This window comes from Cryobacterium psychrotolerans (assembly GCF_900101115.1).
Lineage (GTDB): Bacteria > Actinomycetota > Actinomycetes > Actinomycetales > Microbacteriaceae > Cryobacterium > Cryobacterium psychrotolerans.
Map to the genome: position 1 here is coordinate 260,034 of NZ_FNFU01000001.1, position 17,536 is coordinate 277,569.

Here is a 17,536-nt window from a genome sequence, read left to right on the forward strand (position 1 = left end):
CCGATCCGTGAGATTTTCCCGCTACGGCGGACCGGAGGTTCTGGACGTTGTCCGGACCGACGTCCCCGTGCCGGGTGCCGGCGAAGTGGTGGTCGGGGTTGTAGCAGCGGGGCTCAATCCCGTGGAGACCAGCATTCGGGAAGGCCGCTTGCAGACGAAGTGGCCCGCTAGGTTTCCTGCGGGGCAGGGAAGCGACTTCGCCGGCCTGATCGCCGGCGTCGGCCCTCACCCCGAAGTCGCACAGGACCGGGCCGGAGCAGGCCCGCGCTGGCGGGTCGGCGATGCCGTGCTCGGGCACACCGTCCGCGGGGCACAGGCCAGTTTTGTCCGGGTGCCCGTGGCCGCCATCATCCCCAAGCCCGAACGGCTCTCCTGGGAGGTGGCCGGCAGCCTGTACACGGCGGCGGTCACCGCCTGGCACGCCGTGCAGGCGGCGAACCCGCAGCCGGGCTCCACCGTGCTCGTGCACGCCGCTGCCGGGGGCGTGGGCGGGATCGCCGCCCAACTCGCGAAGCTCCGCGGCGCGACCGTGATCGGCACGGCCAGCCCGGAAAGCTTCGACCATCTCCGGCAGCTGGGCGTCATCCCGGTGCAGTACGGCCCGGGCCTCGAGGAGCGACTGGCCCGGATCGCGCCGGACGGTGTCGACGCCGAGCTCGACCACCGCGGCTACGACGCGATCGCTACCGTCGACTCGGCCAACGAGGACGACATGGCCGTGCTGGCGAAAGTCGCCGACCTGGTCGCGGACCGGCAGGTCGTCGTCCCGGTGGCCGCGATCTACCCCTTCGACGAGGTGCAGGATGCCTACCGCGAACTGGAGATCGGCCATGCCCACGGCAAGATCGTGCTCAGCCTGCACCCGGTGGGCTACCCGCACCAGAAGGTTCACGGCATCGATGTGAGGGAGAGCGAGGCGACCAGGGACCGCCCCGACCGGGAGCCGGCGCCGCCGGCCCACGAGGTGCTCCCGCCGGTCTTCGGGCACCCGCATCACCAGGGCCATCCCCCGGATCGCTCCGTCCCGACGGACCCCGATCGGGATCTCGCGGAGTAACACGCCCGGCGGCATCCGCTGCTCCCCGTAGGATGTCAGCATGTCCGACGGCTCTTCCTTTTACATCACCACGCCCATTTTCTACGTGAATGATGTCCCACACATCGGACACGCGTACACGGAAGTGGCCGCCGATGTGCTCGCGCGCTGGCACCGCCAGTCCGGTGACGACACCTGGCTGCTCACCGGCACCGACGAGCACGGGCAGAAAATCCTGCGCACCGCAACGGCTAACGGCGTCACGCCCAAGGCCTGGGCGGACCGCCTCGTGGAAACAGCCTGGAAGCCGTTGCTGAAGACCGTGGACATCGCCAACGACGATTTCATCCGCACCACGGACGTGCGCCACGAGGTGAACGCGCAGAAGTTCCTGCAGCACCTCTTCGACGCCGGACACATCTATACCGGCGAGTACGAGGGCTACTACTGCGTCGGCTGCGAGGAGTACAAGCAGCCCAGCGACCTGGTCGACGGCACCGGCGAGTTCGCCGGTCAGCCGGTGTGCGCCATCCACTCGAAGCCGGTCGAACTGCTGCACGAGAAGAACTACTTCTTCCGGATGAGCACCTTCACCCAGCCGCTGCTCGACCTGTACGAGAGCAACCCGAACTTCGTGCAGCCCGAATCCGCGCGCAACGAGGTCATCTCCTTCGTCAAGCAGGGCCTCTCCGACCTGTCGATCTCCCGTTCCAGCTTCGACTGGGGCATCAAGGTGCCGTGGGACGAGAGCCACGTCGTCTACGTCTGGTTCGACGCGCTGCTGAACTACATCACCGCCGTCGGCTACGGCCAGGACGACGAGGAGTTCGCCCGCCGCTGGCCAGCCACGCACGTCGTGGGCAAGGACATCCTCCGCTTCCACGCCGTCATCTGGCCGGCCATGCTGCTCGCCGCCGGACTCCCCGTGCCCACCCAGGTCTTCGGCCACGGCTGGCTGCTCGTGGGCGGCGAGAAGATGAGCAAGTCCAAGCTCACCGGCATCGCGCCGAGCCAGATCACCGAAACCTTCGGCTCGGACGCGTTCCGCTACTACTTCATGCGCGCCATCAGCTTCGGACAGGACGGCTCCTTCTCCTGGGAGGACCTCTCCGCCCGGTACCAGTCGGAACTGGCCAACGGATTCGGCAACCTCGCCTCCCGGGTGATCGCCATGGTCGTGCGCTACTGCGACGGAGAGATCCCCACGGCCGGCGAGTTCAGCCAGGCCGACGAGCTGATCCGCGGCACCGAGCGGCGGGCGACGGCCGCCGCGATGGGGGCCATCGACCGGCTCGCCATCCACGAGGCCATCGCCGCGGTCTGGGAACTCGTCGACGAGCTCAACGGATACATCACCAGCCAGGAACCGTGGGCCCTCGCCAAGGACCCCGCCCAGCGGGACCGGCTCGACGCCGTGCTCTTCACCGCCGTTCGAGGCCTCGGCACCCTGGCCGTGCTGCTCTCGCCGGTCGTGCCGCAGGCCACCGCGAAGCTCTGGACCGCCCTCGGCGGCGACGGCGAGGTCGCGGACCAGCGCATCGACCAGGCCTGGGAGTGGACCGGCGGCACCCACGTGTCTGCGCTCGAGGCACTCTTCCCGCGCATCGAGGCCACGGTTGGCTAACGCCGATCCGGCCGCCCATGTGCGCCGGCGCGAGCAGACGAAGGGGCGCGACCTGAGCTACCCGCCGCTGCCCGAGCCGCTCGTCGTGGGCGTCTACGACAACCACACCCACCTCGAAATCGCCGACGGCGAGAACTCGATCGACTTCAGGGAACACCTCGACCGGGCTTCCAGCGTCGGCGTGCGCGGCGTCATCCAGGTCGGCGGCGACCTGGAAACCTCGCGCTGGTCGGCCGAGACGGCGCTGCACGAACCGCGGATGCTCGCCGCCGTCGCCATCCACCCGAACGAGACCCCCGCCTACGATGCCGCCGGCACGCTCGACGACGCGATCGCCGAAATCGACGAACTGGCATCCCGCCCCCGCGTCGTGGCGGTCGGCGAGACCGGGCTGGACTTCTTCCGCACCGGCCCCGAGGGCCGTGCGGCGCAATACCGCTCGTTCGAGGCCCACATCGAAATCGCGAAGCGGCACAACCTGGCGCTGCAGATCCACGACCGCGACGCCCACGCCGAGGTCATCGCGACCCTGCTGCGGGTCGGCGCCCCCGAACGCACCGTCTTCCACTGCTTCTCCGGCGACGCCGAGATGGCACGCATCTGCACCGAGAACGGCTGGTACATGTCCTTCGCCGGCACGGTCACCTTCAAGAGCGCGGGCGACCTGCGCGAGGCGCTCGCGGTCGCGCCCCGCCAGCTCCTGCTCGCCGAGACGGATGCCCCGTTCCTCACCCCCGAACCCTTCCGAGGCCGCCCGAACGCCCCCTACCTGCTGCCGCACACGCTGCGCGCGATGGCCGCCCACCTCGAAACCGATGTCTCCCTGCTCGCCGCCCAAATCGCCTCCAACACCGAACTGGTCTACGGACGCTGGGATGCCGAACCGGTGACCGCGCCGCATGACCTCCCGCGCGGCGACGCCGGCCCCGTCGGCGGACTCGCATGAGCGAGCCCCGGCACGGCTTGCCGGCCGGAGACGAGCCGGAAACCCGTCCGGAACCCGGGCGGGAGGGCGGCCACGGGCGCCACGTCGCCCAGCCGGAGCCCGCGTCCGCTGAGCCCGCGTCCGCTGAGCCCGCGTCTGCTGAGCCCGCGTCCGCTGAGCCCGCGTCTGCTGAGCCCGCGTCCGCTGAGCCCGCGTCTGCTGAGTCCGAGACCACGCAGCCCGCGCCCGCCGGTCCGCCGGCCCGGACGCTGCTCGGCCCGTCCGAGATCCGCGACCTCGCCGAGATGCTCGGCGTGAACCCGACCAAGAAGCTCGGCCAGAACTTCGTCATCGACGGCAACACCGTGCGCCGGATCGTCAAGGTCGCCGGTATCACAGCCGACGACACCGTCGTCGAGGTCGGCCCGGGGCTGGGCTCGCTCACCCTCGGGCTGCTCGAAACCGGCGCCCGCGTGGTCGCCGTCGAGATCGACGCCCGACTGGCCGAGCAGCTTCCCCTCACGGTCGAACTGATGCAGCCGGGCTCGCCGCTCACGGTCATCCGGGACGACGCGATGCGCATCCTGGCCATCCCCGGCGAACCGACCCGGCTCGTCGCGAACCTGCCCTACAACGTCTCCGTGCCCGTGCTGCTGCACCTGCTCGAGCACTTCCCGTCCATCCGGGCCGGCCTGGTCATGGTGCAGGCCGAGGTCGGCGAACGCCTCGCCGCCCCGCCCGGGTCCAAGGTCTACGGCAGCCCCAGCGTCAAGGCCGCCTGGTACGGCGCGTTCCGCACCGCCGGCAAGGTGAGCCGCCAGGTGTTCTGGCCGGTCCCGAACGTGGACTCGATCCTCGTCGCGTTCGAACGCCGGGACGAACCGCTGGAGTCCGAAAAGCTGCGCCTGGCCACCTTCGCCCTCGTCGACGCCGCGTTCCAGCAGCGGCGCAAGATGCTGCGCCAGTCCCTCTCCGTCCGGTTCGGCGACTCGGCGACGGCCTCGCAGCGGATCACCGCGGCCGGCATCGACCCGACCGCGCGCGGCGAGCAGCTGACCGTGAACGACTTCCTCGCGATCGCCCGCGCGACGCCCTAGTCTGGGGCCATGTCCGACAGCCCCGACCGCCCCGACAGCCCTGACAGCCCCGACCGCCCCGGCGGCGTCGCGGCCTCCGGGATGAGCGACGAGGCGATGGCGGCCGCCACCGGCAAGGCCGGGGCCGACTGGTTCGAACTGCTCGACGCGGCCGGGGCCGCCGAGTGGACGCATCCGCAGATCGCCCGCTGGCTGCGCGACGAGCAGGGCGTTCCCGGCTGGTGGAGCCAGGCGGTGACCGTCGGCTTCGAACAGGCGCGGGGCCGGCGGGCGCCCGGGCAGCGCGCCGACGGCACCTTCGAGGTGAGCGCGTCGAGGACGTTCCCGCTCGAGCAGGAGGCCGCCCTCGACGCCGTCATCGGTGCGGTGAGCGCGAGCCTCGGCCGGCCGGCGAGCGAGAGCCGCGCCGCGCGCTACCAGACCGCCCGGTGGGCGCTGCCGCAGAACGTGTCCCTGCTGGCCACGACCAATCCCACGAACGCGGGCCGGACATCCGTTTCCCTGACTCACCAGCGACTCGCGGATGCCGCGGCGCTCGCCCCGGCGAAGGCGACGATGCAGCAGTGGCTGGCCACCGCCTCGTCGGGAGCCGCGCGCGGGCTGGGCTAGGTTAGGAGCATGAGCATCGCGGGGGCATCCCAGGTCGTGCACGCGAGAGCGCCGGGCAAGATCAATGTCTTCCTCAAGGTCGGCAAGGTCATGGAAGACGGATACCACGACGTCGCCACCGCCTACCAGTCGGTCTCGCTCTATGAAGACGTACGCGCCTATCCTGCCGACGACTTCTCGGTCGAATTCAACGGACCGATCGACACCTCGGGCCTTGCCACCGACGGCACCAACCTGGCGATCAAGGCGGCCCGCCTGCTCGCTCGCAAGACGGGTTTCCGCGGGGGAGTGCGCCTGGAGATCGAGAAGCACGTCCCGATCGCCGGCGGCATGGGCGGCGGATCGGCAGACGCCGCCGCAACCCTCCTCGCCTGCGACGCGCTCTGGGGCACCGAGCTGACGAAAGAGGAGCTGCTCGCCCTCGCCGCCAAGCTCGGGGCCGATGTTCCCTTCGCGTTCACCGGCGGCACCGCCATCGGCACCGGCCGCGGCGACCAGCTCAGCCCGGCCCTGGCCAAGGGGCACTTCCAGTGGGTGCTCGCCCTCGCGGAATTCGGCATGTCGACACCCGGCGTCTACAGCGAACTCGACCGCCACCGGGACCGCCACGCGCAGGACATCTTTCCCGCCGAACACCAGCCCACCGTCGATGCGAACGTGCTTCAGGCGCTGCGGGCCGGCGACCCGCGGATGCTCGCCGAGTCCCTCCACAGCGACCTGCAGGCGCCCGCCCTGCACCTCGCGCCCGGCCTCGGCAAGGTCCTCGAGCTCGGCGAGGCGAACGGCGCCCTCGCCGGGATCATCTCCGGCTCCGGCCCGACCGTCGCCTTCCTCGTCGCGGATTCCGACAGCGCGCTTGAACTCCAGGTGGCGCTGAGCGCCTCCCGCCTGAACGTCGTGCGGGCAACCGGCCCCGTGCACGGCGCCCGCCTCGTCCACGACTGACTCCCCGCGAAACCGCAATTGTGCGCGTTATTCGCGGGTTTTAGCGCGCACAACTGCGGTTTCGCGGGAGGGAGAAGCTCTCAGGCAGGGCCGGTAAGATTGAATCACTTATGGCACATTTGCTCGGGGCTGAAGCCCTGCACCTCGAATTCCCCACCCGCGTCATCTTTGACAGCGTCACCGCCGGCCTCAACGAAGGCGACCGGATCGGCGTCGTCGGCCGCAACGGCGACGGCAAGTCAACGCTGCTCAACCTGCTCGCCGGACGGATGGAACCCGACTCCGGACGCGTGACGCGTCGGCGCGGGGTGACCATCGGCATCCTCGACCAGGCCGACGAGCTGGCCTCCGGCCAGACCGTGGGCCACACCATCGTCGGCGGCATCGAAGAGCACGTCTGGGCCGGCGACTCCAAGGTGCGCGACGTCATCGGCGGCCTCGTGCGGGACATCCCCTGGGAAGCGCTCGTCGACGACCTCTCCGGTGGCCAGCGCCGCCGGGTGGCCCTCGCCGCCGTGCTCATCGGCGACCACGACGTGATCTTCCTCGACGAGCCCACCAACCACCTCGACGTGGAGGGCATCTCCTGGCTCGCCGGGCACCTGAAGAACCGCTGGGCGACGAACTCGGGCGGCCTCGTGGTCGTCACTCACGACCGGTGGTTCCTCGACGAGGTCTGCAACCAGACCTGGGAGGTGCACGACCGCATCATCGAGCCGTTCGAGGGGGGCTACGCCGCGTACATCCTGCAGCGCGTCGAACGCGACCGGATGAGCGCCGCGTCCGAATCCAAACGCCAGAACCTGATGAAGAAGGAACTCGCCTGGCTGCGCCGCGGAGCCCCGGCCCGCACCGCCAAGCCCAAGTTCCGCATCGACGCGGCCAACGTGCTGATCGAAAACGAGCCGCCGCCCCGCGACACGGTCTCGATGCAGTCGATGGCCATGCAGCGCCTCGGCAAGGATGTCGTCGACCTGCTCGACGTCACCGTCAAGTTCGAGAACAAGACCGTGCTCAACGACATCACCTGGCGCATCGCTCCGGGCGAGCGCACCGGCATCATGGGCGTCAACGGCGCCGGCAAGTCCACGCTGCTGAACCTCGTCGCCGGCACCCTGCTGCCCACCAGCGGCACGGTCAAGCGCGGCAAGACCATCAAGGTCGCCGTGCTCACCCAGCAGCTGTTCGAGCTCGACGACATCCAGAACGACCGGGTGAGCGAGGTCATCGGCCGCCAGAAGACGTCGTACATCGCCGGCGGCAAGGAGATCACCCCCGGGCAGATGCTCGAGCGGATGGGCTTCATGAGCGCCCAGCTGACCACGAAGGTCAAGGACCTCTCCGGCGGCCAGAAGCGCCGCCTGCAGCTGCTGCTGATCGTGCTCGACGAACCGAATGTGCTCATCCTCGACGAGCCCACAAACGACCTCGACACCGACATGCTCGCCGCGATGGAAGACCTGCTCGACTCCTTCCCCGGCACCCTGCTCGTCGTCTCGCACGACCGGTACCTGATCGAGCGCGTCACCGACAACCAGTACGCCGTGACGGATGGCGCCTTCCGCCACCTGCCCGGCGGCGTCGACCAGTACCTGGAGCTGCGCAAGAAGCAGATCTCCGGCGCGTCCGGCGGTTCCGTCGGTTCGCCGACCGAGGCATCCGGCCCCGGGCAGAAGGGCAAGCTCGCCGTCGGCGGCGCCGAACTCCGCAACGCGCAGAAGGAACTCGCCTCGACCGGCCGGAAGGTCGTCAAGACCCAGGACCGGATCGTCTCGCTGCACGAATCGCTGGCCGCACACGACCAGTCGGATTACACCGGCCTCGGCGCACTGTCGGCCGAGCTGTCGCAGCTGGAAGACACCGTGGTCGGCCTGGAAACGCGCTGGCTCGAACTTTCGGAGCTCGTCGGGAGCTGATTTCGCACGTCCTGTGACGGCGTGTGTCGTGGGCGACCACGCCAAGCAGGATCCTTCGTTAGCGTAGAAGAGTGCCCAGCGACGTCGCGGCACAGCCCCCCACCGTTTTGCCTCGTGGTTTCGCTGTGCCCGCATTCGCCGGGCTCCTGCACACTCAGCGAAGGGGATACATAACGTGAAGAAGACATTGCTGGCCGCCCTGGCGGTCCTGCCGCTTACCGCACTGCTGGCCGGCTGCGCCGGAGGGGCCGGGAACGCGGGCTCCGCGGACGACGTCGTCACCATCGGCGTCGTCGGGGCGAGCGACCCGTACTGGGCCGACTACAAGCAGGCCGCCGCCGACGAGGGCATCGAGGTCGACATCGTCGACTTCGCCGACTACCCGCAGCCGAACCCGGCGCTGACCGAGGGCGAGATCGACCTCAACCAGTTCCAGCACATCGTCTATCTCGCCGACTACAACGTGTCGACCAAGCAGGACCTCGCGCCGATCGGTGCCACGGCCATCTTCCCGCTCGGCCTCTACTCGACCAGGGTGAAGAACGTCGACGGGATCAAGAAGGGCGACACCGTCGCCGTTCCGAACGACCCCAGCAATCTCTCCCGCGCCCTGCTCGTGCTGCAGTCGGCGAAGCTGATCGTGCTGACGGGCGGCGGCAGCATCTTCTCCACCCTCGATGACATCGACACGAAGAAGTCGAAGGTCTCCGTGAAGGCGCTGGATGCGTCCCTCACCGCGACCTCGCTGCCGGATGTCGCCGCGGCGGTCATCAACAACGACTTCGTAGAGAAGGCCGGGCTGAAGTTCTCGGACGCCATCGCCAAGGATGACCCCACCGACCCCAACGCGCTGCCGTACGTGAACGTCTTCGCGGCCCGCGCCGAGGACAAGGACAACAAGACCTACAAGAAGCTCGTCGAGATCTTCCAGGAGAGCAAAAAGGTCCAGGCCGGCGTCCTGGCGGTCTCCGGGGGCAGCGCCGAAATGGTGACGACCCCGGTGAGCGAGCTGGAGAAGTCGCTCAGCACGGTCGAGAACGACACCGCCGCCCAGAAATAGCACCGCCAGCGCGAGGTCGTGAGTAAGGAATCCGTTATGCCCGTCGTCAGTTTGCGTGACGTGTCCAAGGTCTACCCGGCCACCACGAAAACGGGCGACCCCGTGATCGCGATCGACGGCGTCAGCCTCGATGTGGAGGCCGGCGACGTCTACGGCATCATCGGCTACTCCGGGGCCGGCAAGAGCACCCTGGTGCGCCTGGTCAACGCGCTCGAGCGCTCCACCGGCGGCGAGATCCTGATCGACGGACAGGACATCGCCGGCCTGCCGGAGCGCAGACTCCGCGAGGTGCGCCTCGGGATCGGGATGATCTTCCAGCAGTTCAACCTGTTCAACTCCCGCACCGTGGCCGGCAACATCGCCTACCCGCTCGAGGTTGCCGGCCGGCCCCGCGCGGAACGTGCGGCGCGGGTCGCGGAACTGCTCGACTTCGTCGGCCTGGCCGACAAGGCCCGTGCCTACCCCGACCAGCTCTCCGGCGGCCAGAAGCAGCGGGTCGGGATCGCCCGGGCGCTCGCCACCCAGCCGAGCATCCTGCTCGCGGACGAGGCCACCAGCGCCCTCGACCCGGAGACCACCCACGAGGTGCTCACGCTCCTCAAGCGGGTCAACCGGGAGTTCGGCGTCACCATCATCGTGATCACCCACGAGATGGACGTCATCCAGACCATCGCCACCAAGGTCGCCGTGATGGACCAGGGACGCGTCATCGAGCGCGGTGACGTGTTCGACGTCTTCTCGAACCCGCAGCACGCGGCATCCGCCCGTTTCGTCGGCACCGTCGTCAAGGGCGTGCCGTCGCCCGGTGAACTGGCCGTGCTGCGCGAGCGGCACGTGGGCCGGATCGTCACGCTGTCGTTCCGCGACGCGGGCGTCGACCAGCAGGCGGTGTTCGGCGAGTTCGCCCGCGCCGGGGTGGCCTTCGAGGTCATCTACGGCGGCATCAATGAGATCCAGGGCCGTTCGTTCGGGCACCTGACGCTGAGCCTGGCCGCGGATCACCTGACGGAGGCCGACGCGGTGATCGACGACGTGCTCGACCGGGTGCGGCAACTGACGACCGTCACGGAGGTGCGCTGATGGATTCGCTGATCGACCTGACGCCCGAGCTGTGGACGGCGGCCGGCGAGACCCTCTACATCGTCGGTCTCACCCTCTTTTTCGGCGGACTCGGCGGACTCCTGGTCGGGCTCGGGCTCTACCTGAGCCGCGCCGGCAACATCCTCGAGAACCGCGCGGTGTTCACGGTGCTGAACCTGCTGGTGAACTTCATCCGCCCGATCCCGTTCATCATCTTCCTGGCCGCGGCCCAGCCGCTGGCCCGAATGGTGGTCGGAACCGGCATCGGCAACCCCGCGATCATCTTCACGATCTCGCTCGCGGCATCCTTCGCCATGGGACGCATCGTCGAGCAGAACCTGCTCACGGTCTCGCCCGGCGTGATCGACGCGGCGCGCTCGGTGGGGGCCGGGCCGATCCGGATCATCTTCACCGTGCTGCTGCCCGAGGCGCTCGGCCCGCTGATCCTCGGCTTCACGTTCATCTTCGTGGCCCTCGTCGACATGTCCGCGGTCGCCGGCTACGTCGGCGGCGGCGGCCTCGGAAACTTCGCGCTGCTCTACGGCTACCGGCAGTTCAACCCGGTCGTCACCTGGGCGGCCGTGCTGCTGATCATCGTGCTCGTGCAGCTCGTGCAGTTTCTCGGCAACTCCCTGGCCCGCAAGGCTCTCCGCCGCTAATCCCGCCGCCCCCCTCCGCCGAACTGTGAGTTTGGCACCTTCCCGGGCCCCACGAAGGTGCCAAACTCACGGTTCGGCGAGGGTCTCGACGGGGTCGGCCGCCGGGAGGGCGCCTCAGTCGAAGTCGAGGCTGAGTTTGCGCAGCAGCCCGGCGAGGCGTTCCTGGTCGCCGGGGGAGAGCGTGTCGAGCAGTTCCGCCTCGGCGTCGACGAGGCGGGTGATCGCGGCATCCACCCGGATGAGCCCGGCCGGCGTCATCCCGACGAGCACGCCGCGGCCGTCGTTCGGGTCGGTGCGCCGGGTGACCAGGCCGCGGTCGACGAGCCGGTCGATCCGGTTCGTCATCGTTCCGCTGGAGACGAGCGTCTGCTGCAACAGCGACTTCGGGCTGAGCACGTAGGGCTCCCCGGCACGGCGGAGGGCCGAGAGCACGTCGAATTCCCACGACTCGAGCTCGGAGCGGGAGAACGCCGTGCGGCGGGCGCGGTCCAGGTGCTTGGAGAGCCGGGCGACCCGGGAGAGCACCTGGAGGGGCGCGAAATCGAGGTCGGGCCGTTCGCGCAGCCAGGCGTCCACGATCCGGTCGACTTCGTCATTCGCAGGCATCCCTCCATTATCCGGCCGCGGCGCCGGGCGACGCGCACATCTGGCAGACTTGACTGCGATGCCCGGCGCCGGTCGGTGCATTCCGCCGTGGTGTAATGGCAGCACGACAGCCTTTGGAGCTGTTAGGTCCAGGTTCGAGTCCTGGCGGCGGAGCGGTTCGATCCACTGATCGAAGACCGTTCTCGAGACGACCAAGGGGCAACACATGACCGATAATCGACTCGCCGTAATCGTCCTGGCCGCGGGCCAGGGCGCGCGAATGAAATCCAGCCTGCCGAAACTCCTGCACCCGCTTGCCGGGATGCCCGTGATCAGCCACGTGCTGGCCACGGCGAAGGCCCTGGGCGCCGCGCACCTCGTCACCGTCGTGCGCCACGAACGCGACCGCCTCGTCCAGGTCATCACCGAAGAGCTGCCCGAGAGCCTCGTCGTCGACCAGGACGACATCCCCGGCACCGGCCGAGCGGTCGAACAGGCCGTCGAGGTTCTCCCCGCCGATTTCGAGGGTGACGTGCTCGTCATCAACGGCGACGTGCCGCTGCTCGACGCCGACACGCTGGCCGCCTTCATCGGCGCGCACCGCGCGAGCGCCGCCGCCGCCACCGTGCTTTCGGCGGTCCCGGATGACGCCACCGGCTACGGCCGGATCATCCGCTCCGAACGTGGCGACTTCGACCGCATCGTCGAGCAGAAGGACGCCAGCGCCGAGGAACTCGCCGTCGACGAGATCAACGCGGGCGTCTACCTGTTCGGCCTGGCCGCTCTCCGCGAGCAGCTCGCGCTGCTCACCACCGAGAATGTGCAGGGCGAGAAGTACCTCACCGACGTGATCGGCCTGCTCCGGGGCGCCGGCTCCGACGTGAGCGCCGTCGCCGTCGCCGAGGCCTGGCTCGTCGCCGGCATCAACGACCGCGCACAGCTGAGCGAGGCCGCGCTGAAGCTCAACGCGCTGATCGTGCGGGGCTGGCAGCTCGCCGGCGTGACCGTGCAGGACCCCGCCACCACCTGGATCGACATGAAGGCCACGCTGGCACCGGATGTCACGATCCTGCCCGGCACGCAGATCGAGGGCGAGACCTCCGTCGCGACCGGCGCCGTGGTCGGGCCGGACACCACCCTCCGCGACTGCGAAGTGGGCGAGAACGCGGTGGTGAAGCGCACCGACGCGACCCAGGCGGTCATCGGCGCCGGGGCATCCGTCGGCCCCTTCTCCTACCTGCGACCGGGAACCGTGCTCGGCGCGGACGGCAAGATCGGCGCGTACGTCGAGACGAAGAACGCGACCATCGGCGCGGGCAGCAAGGTGCCCCACCTCAGCTACGTCGGCGACGCCACGGTCGGCGTCGGCTCGAACATCGGAGCCGGCACGATCTTCGCCAACTACGACGGCGTGAACAAGCACCGCTCCGAAATCGGGTCGCACGTGCGGACCGGGTCGCACAACGTGTTCGTCGCGCCGATTAGGATTGGTGACGGAGCGTACACGGGGGCCGGAACTGTCGTCCGCAAGGACGTTGCGGCCGGGTCCCTGGCCATCAGCGTGGCTCCGCAGCGCAACATGGACGGCTGGGTTCAGGCCAACCGTCCGGGAACCGACGCGGCGCAGGCCGCGGAAACGAGCGGAGACTAAGTGCCCGGAATCACAGCCAAAGGCGAGAAGAAACTGGTCCTGGTTTCGGGGCGCGCGCACCCTCAACTCGCGCTTGACATCGCCAAAGAGCTGGGTTCGGAGCTCGTGCACACGGATGCGCGCACCTTCGCCAACGGTGAGATCTACGCGCGGTTCGACGAGAGCGTTCGCGGAAGCGACGCGTTCGTCATCCAGTCGCACACCGCGCCGATCAACGAATGGCTGATGGAACAGCTGATCATGGTCGACGCGCTCAAGCGGGCCTCGGCCAAGCGGATCACCGTGGTCGCGCCGTTCTACCCTTACTCGCGCCAGGACAAGAAGGGTCGCGGCCGCGAGCCGATCTCGGCCCGCCTCGTCGCCGACCTGTTCAAGGTCGCCGGCGCCGACCGGATCATGTCGGTCGACCTGCACGCCGCGCAGATCCAGGGCTTCTTCGACGGCCCGGTCGACCACCTGTTCGCCATGCCGGTGCTGCTCGAACACTTCCGTGAGAAGCTCGACCCGTCCACGCTCACCGTCGTCTCGCCCGACATGGGCCGCGTGCGCGTGGCCGACATCTGGAGCGACAAGCTCGGTGCGCCGCTGGCCATCATTCACAAGCGCCGCGACCCGCTGGTGCCCAACCGCGTGTCCGTGCACGAAATCGTCGGCCAGGTCGAGGGGCGCGTCTGCCTGATCGTCGACGACATGATCGACACCGGACGCACCATCGCGCAGGCCGCCGAGGCGCTGCGGGAAGCCGGAGCGATCGGCGTTGTCGTCGCCGCCACGCACGCGGTGTTCAGCCACCCGGCCATCGAGATGCTGCAGAACTCGGCGATCTCCGCGGTCGTCGTCACCGACACCCTGCCGGTTCCGGAAGACAAGCGCTTCCCGACGCTGACGGTGCTGCCGATCGCACCGCTGCTGGCGCGCGCCATCCACGAGGTCTTCGACGAAGGCTCCGTCACCTCGCTCTTCGAGGGCGCGGCCTAAACGCTCCCCGTCCTCCCGCCGAACTGTGAGTTCGGCACCTTCCCGAGCCCGACCAAGGTGCCAAACTCACAGTTCGGCGAAGATTCGGGGCGGGCTCGGCGCGTGCCGGGGCGGGCCTAGGGGGCTGCCGGGATGAGGCCGAGCGGCTCCACGAAGGTCTCGCGTTCGTTCGCGTCGACGGCGTAGCACTGCCAGCCGAAACCGCCGGCGCCGGCGAACTCGAAGCGGGCCACGGATGATTCGGCGAACGGGTGGTACCGGTCGACCGACGCCAGGCAGGCGTTGGTGGCCGTCGAGCCGGCGACCTGCAGCGTGGTGAGGATGCCGGGCACGACGAGAGACACGAGGCCCAGCACCACCACGATCCGCATCATCGTCAGGGTACGGCGGCTGCGCAGCGGGCGCGAGGCGTCGTGCGGCTCGTAGCCGGCGAGTTCGGGGATCTCATTGCTCATGGTCATAGGCTCCGGTCCCAGTATCCCAGATGCCGGATGCCGCCTTGCTGTGTGCGTCGCCGGCAGCTCACCCGTGCTGGTTAGGGTGGTGTCATGACCACGCTGGAGCGCCACCTCGGGCTCGGGCGCGCGATCATCGTCGGCCTGGCCGCGATGATCGGCGCCGGCGTCTTCTACGTCTGGGCGCCGGCCGCGGCGGCCGCCGGAACGGGCCTCCTGATCGGGCTTGTCATCGCCGGGGTCATCGCCTCGCTCAACGCCCTCAGCTCCGCGCAGCTCGCGATGGCCTACCCGGTGTCGGGCGGCGCGTACGCCTTCGGCCGCGCCACCCTCGGCCCCTGGTGGGGGTTCGCGGCCGGCTGGCTTTTCCTCGCCGGCAAGACCGCCTCGGCCGGAGCGATCGCCCTCATCGCCGGCAGCTACCTCTGGCCCGAACAGTCCCGCACCGTCGCGGTGGCAGCGGTGGTCGTGCTCTGCGCCGTGAACATGGCGGGCATCCGGACCACGGCCGGAGTGAGCGCCGCGATCGTGTTCACCGTGCTCGGCGGCCTGCTCGTCGTCTTCGCGGCGATCGGCTTCGGCGGCAGCCTGTCCGGGGCGAGCCTGGACCTGTCGACGATGACGGATGCCGGCTGGTACGGCATCCTGCAATCGGCCGGCCTGCTCTTCTTCTGCTTCGCCGGGTACGCCCGGATGGCGACGCTCGGCGAAGAGGTGCGGGCCCCCCGGCACACCCTGCCGCGGGCGATCATCACCGCGCTGGGCATCACGCTGGTGATCTACGCAGTCATCGGGGTGCTCTGCGTGACCATCCTCGGCCCGGCCGTCCTCGCGACGTCCGCCTCGCCGCTGGCGGACGTGCTCGGCGGCGACGAGCCCTGGACCGGCCTCGCCCGCGTGGTGGCCGCGATCGCCTGCCTCGGCTCTCTGGTCGGGATCCTCGCCGGTCTCAGCCGAACCGGGCTGGCGATGGCCAGGGAGCGCGACCTGCCCGGCCCGCTCAGCCGGATCTCCGAGCGCACGCACGCGCCCATTCTGGCCGAGGCAACCTTCGGGCTGGCCGCGATCGCCGGCATCCTGCTGCTGGACCCGGCGCGACTGGTCGGCTTCTCGGCCTGCGCCGTGCTCGTCTACTACGCGATCGCGCACCTGAGCGCGCTCCGGCAGCGCCCCGCGGACCGCTGGCTGCCCCGGGTGATCCAATACGCGGGGGTGGCCGGATGCCTGCTGCTCGCGGTCACGCTCCCGTGGCAGGGCGTGCTCGCCGCGGCCGCCTGGCTCGCCGTCGGCCTGTTCGCCCGAGCCGTCCGCCTCGCCCGCGCCCGCTGACCCGCCCCGCCGCCCGGTTCCGTCCGGTTCCGTCCGCCGAGCTTGCCACTTCCGGTCGAGTTTGCCTGGCGCGCCAGGCAAACTCGACCGGAAGTGGCAAGCTCGGCGGAAACGCGAGGGCGGGAGGCGCCTAGTGCGAGGAACCCGCCGACTCGACCTCGGAGCGGTCGCCCGACCACAGGGTGTGGAACGTGCCCGGCCGGTCGACGCGCTTGTAGGTGTGCGCGCCGAAGAAGTCCCGCTGGCCCTGCACGAGGGCGGCCGGCAGGCGCTCACTGGCGAGCGAGTCGAAGTAGCTCAACGCCGAGGCGAACCCGGGAACCGGGATGCCCGACAGCGCGGCGGTCGAGACGATCCGGCGCCAGGCGGCCTCACCGTCGGCGACGGCCTTGGCGAAGTACGGGTCGACGAGCAGCGTCGGGATCGACGGGTCGTTCGCGTAGGCATCCACGATGCGGTTGAGGAACTGGGCCCGAATGATGCAGCCGCCGCGCCAGATCGTGGCGATGGCGCCCTTATCGACGTTCCAGCCGTACTTCTCGGCGCCGGCGATGATGGCGTCGAAGCCCTGGGCGTAGGCGACGACCTTGGAGGCGTAGAGCGCCTGGCGCACGTCGTCCTGGAAGGTGTGGCCGACGACGGCGATCTCCGGACGGGCGTCGACGATCGCGCGGAACGGGACCCGCTGCTCCGGGTGGCTCGACACGGCGCGGGCGAAGACCGCCTCGGCGATCCCGCCGACCGGCACGCCCAGGTCGAGCGCGTTCTGCACGGTCCAGACTCCGGTGCCCTTCGAGCCGGCCTCGTCGAGCACGATGTCGACGAACGGCTTGCCAGTCGCAGCATCGACCTGGCGGAGCACCTCGGCGGTGATCTCGATCAGGTAGCTCTCGAGGTCGCCCGAGTTCCACTCCGTGAACACGTCGGCGATGGCGGCGGGGGAGTGCCCGCCCACCTTGCGGAGCAGGTCGTAGGCCTCGGCGATGAGCTGCATGTCGGCGTATTCGATGCCGTTGTGGATCATCTTGACGAAGTGGCCGGCGCCATCCGTGCCCACGTGGGTGACGCAGGGCACGCCGTCGACGACGGCGGCGATCGATTCGAGGATCGGGCCGAGGGTCTTGTACGCCTCCACCGATCCGCCGGGCATGATGCTCGGGCCCTTGAGGGCGCCCTCTTCGCCGCCGGAGATGCCGGCGCCGACGAAGTTCACGCCGGTCGCGCTGACGGCCTTCTCCCGGCGGATGGTGTCGTGGAAGTCGGCGTTGCCGCCGTCGACGATGATGTCGCCGGGCTCGAACAGGGCGGTCAGCGCTTCGATCACGGCATCCGTGCCCCGGCCGGCCTGGACCATGATGATCGCCGTGCGCGGCTTCTGCAGCGAGGCGACGAAGTCTTCAATCGTTTCGGATGCCACGAAGCCGGCCTCGGGGTGCTCCCCGGTCAGCAGGCGGGTGCGTTCGGGGGAGCGGTTGTACACCGCGACGGTGTTGCCCTCCCGGCTGGCGAGGTTGCGGGCGAGGTTCGAGCCCATCACCGCCAGTCCGACGACGCCGATGTTTGCGGTTGAAGTTTCAGACATGAGGT

The 17,536-nt window shown here is 69.5% G+C and carries 16 protein-coding genes and 1 tRNA gene; 14 read left to right on the plus strand and 3 right to left on the minus strand.

Annotated features, from left to right (window positions below):
• Positions 1-7 precede the first annotated feature (7 nt).
• The 10 genes from BLQ39_RS01055 (at position 8) to BLQ39_RS01100 (ending at position 10,951) form a co-directional block, all read left to right on the plus strand.
• Positions 8-1,057, plus strand: a complete 1,050-nt coding sequence (locus BLQ39_RS01055) for an NADP-dependent oxidoreductase (protein ID WP_092321336.1) — start codon at positions 8-10, stop codon at positions 1,055-1,057.
• Between the two features lie 40 nt (positions 1,058-1,097).
• Positions 1,098-2,660 carry a methionine--tRNA ligase gene (gene metG / locus BLQ39_RS01060; protein WP_092321219.1) on the plus strand — a complete coding sequence of 521 codons (1,563 nt, stop codon included), beginning with the start codon at positions 1,098-1,100 and terminating at the stop codon, positions 2,658-2,660.
• Positions 2,653-3,606 carry a TatD family hydrolase gene (locus BLQ39_RS01065; protein WP_092321220.1) on the plus strand — a complete coding sequence of 318 codons (954 nt, stop codon included), beginning with the start codon at positions 2,653-2,655 and terminating at the stop codon, positions 3,604-3,606. The genes metG and BLQ39_RS01065 overlap by 8 nt, the downstream gene beginning before the upstream one ends.
• 284 nt (positions 3,607-3,890) lie before the next feature.
• The gene (rsmA, locus tag BLQ39_RS01070) at positions 3,891-4,682 is read left to right on the plus strand and encodes a 16S rRNA (adenine(1518)-N(6)/adenine(1519)-N(6))-dimethyltransferase RsmA (protein WP_198417123.1); all 792 of its coding nucleotides are present in this window, start codon (positions 3,891-3,893) and stop codon (positions 4,680-4,682) included.
• Positions 4,683-4,691: 9 nt separating this feature from the next.
• Positions 4,692-5,291, plus strand: a complete 600-nt coding sequence (locus BLQ39_RS01075; RefSeq protein ID WP_092321222.1) for a hypothetical protein — start codon at positions 4,692-4,694, stop codon at positions 5,289-5,291.
• 9 nt (positions 5,292-5,300) lie between these two features.
• A complete protein-coding gene (locus BLQ39_RS01080) occupies positions 5,301-6,236 on the plus strand; it encodes a 4-(cytidine 5'-diphospho)-2-C-methyl-D-erythritol kinase (RefSeq protein WP_092321223.1) in 936 nt (311 codons plus the stop codon).
• A gap of 110 nt (positions 6,237-6,346) precedes the next feature.
• Positions 6,347-8,152, plus strand: coding sequence for an ABC-F family ATP-binding cassette domain-containing protein (locus BLQ39_RS01085; RefSeq protein ID WP_092321224.1), 1,806 nt, complete (start codon positions 6,347-6,349; stop codon positions 8,150-8,152).
• Positions 8,153-8,327: 175 nt separating this feature from the next.
• The gene (locus BLQ39_RS01090) at positions 8,328-9,212 is read left to right on the plus strand and encodes a MetQ/NlpA family ABC transporter substrate-binding protein (RefSeq protein ID WP_092321225.1); all 885 of its coding nucleotides are present in this window, start codon (positions 8,328-8,330) and stop codon (positions 9,210-9,212) included.
• 36 nt (positions 9,213-9,248) lie between these two features.
• Positions 9,249-10,292 (plus strand): methionine ABC transporter ATP-binding protein, encoded by a 1,044-nt coding sequence (locus tag BLQ39_RS01095; protein WP_092321226.1) that lies wholly within the window; start codon positions 9,249-9,251, stop codon positions 10,290-10,292.
• Positions 10,292-10,951, plus strand: a complete 660-nt coding sequence (locus BLQ39_RS01100; protein ID WP_092321227.1) for a methionine ABC transporter permease — start codon at positions 10,292-10,294, stop codon at positions 10,949-10,951. Before BLQ39_RS01095 ends, BLQ39_RS01100 begins: the two co-directional genes overlap by 1 nt.
• A gap of 114 nt (positions 10,952-11,065) precedes the next feature.
• Here the strand turns inward: BLQ39_RS01100 and BLQ39_RS01105 are convergent, their stop codons facing one another.
• On the minus strand, positions 11,066-11,557 hold the full coding sequence (locus tag BLQ39_RS01105; RefSeq protein WP_092321228.1) for a MarR family winged helix-turn-helix transcriptional regulator: 492 nt from the start codon (positions 11,555-11,557) through the stop codon (positions 11,066-11,068).
• Positions 11,558-11,638: 81 nt separating this feature from the next.
• Between BLQ39_RS01105 and BLQ39_RS01110 the strand changes: the two genes are divergently transcribed.
• The 3 genes from BLQ39_RS01110 (at position 11,639) to BLQ39_RS01120 (ending at position 14,165) form a co-directional block, all read left to right on the plus strand.
• Positions 11,639-11,710 (plus strand) — tRNA-Gln (locus BLQ39_RS01110).
• Between the two features lie 52 nt (positions 11,711-11,762).
• Entirely contained in the window at positions 11,763-13,187 is a 1,425-nt protein-coding gene (glmU, locus tag BLQ39_RS01115; protein ID WP_092321229.1) for a bifunctional UDP-N-acetylglucosamine diphosphorylase/glucosamine-1-phosphate N-acetyltransferase GlmU, read from the plus strand.
• On the plus strand, positions 13,188-14,165 hold the full coding sequence (locus BLQ39_RS01120) for a ribose-phosphate diphosphokinase (RefSeq protein WP_092321230.1): 978 nt from the start codon (positions 13,188-13,190) through the stop codon (positions 14,163-14,165).
• A 116-nt stretch (positions 14,166-14,281) separates the two neighbouring features.
• Here the strand turns inward: BLQ39_RS01120 and BLQ39_RS01125 are convergent, their stop codons facing one another.
• Positions 14,282-14,620, minus strand: a complete 339-nt coding sequence (locus BLQ39_RS01125; protein WP_134474096.1) for a hypothetical protein — start codon at positions 14,618-14,620, stop codon at positions 14,282-14,284.
• A 93-nt stretch (positions 14,621-14,713) separates the two neighbouring features.
• On the opposite strand from BLQ39_RS01125, the gene BLQ39_RS01130 reads away from it, so the two are divergent.
• The gene (locus BLQ39_RS01130; RefSeq protein ID WP_092321232.1) at positions 14,714-15,949 is read left to right on the plus strand and encodes an APC family permease; all 1,236 of its coding nucleotides are present in this window, start codon (positions 14,714-14,716) and stop codon (positions 15,947-15,949) included.
• Positions 15,950-16,079: 130 nt separating this feature from the next.
• Here the strand turns inward: BLQ39_RS01130 and gnd are convergent, their stop codons facing one another.
• On the minus strand, positions 16,080-17,531 hold the full coding sequence (gnd, locus tag BLQ39_RS01135; RefSeq protein ID WP_092321233.1) for an NADP-dependent phosphogluconate dehydrogenase: 1,452 nt from the start codon (positions 17,529-17,531) through the stop codon (positions 16,080-16,082).
• Between the last annotated feature and the right edge of the window lie 5 nt (positions 17,532-17,536).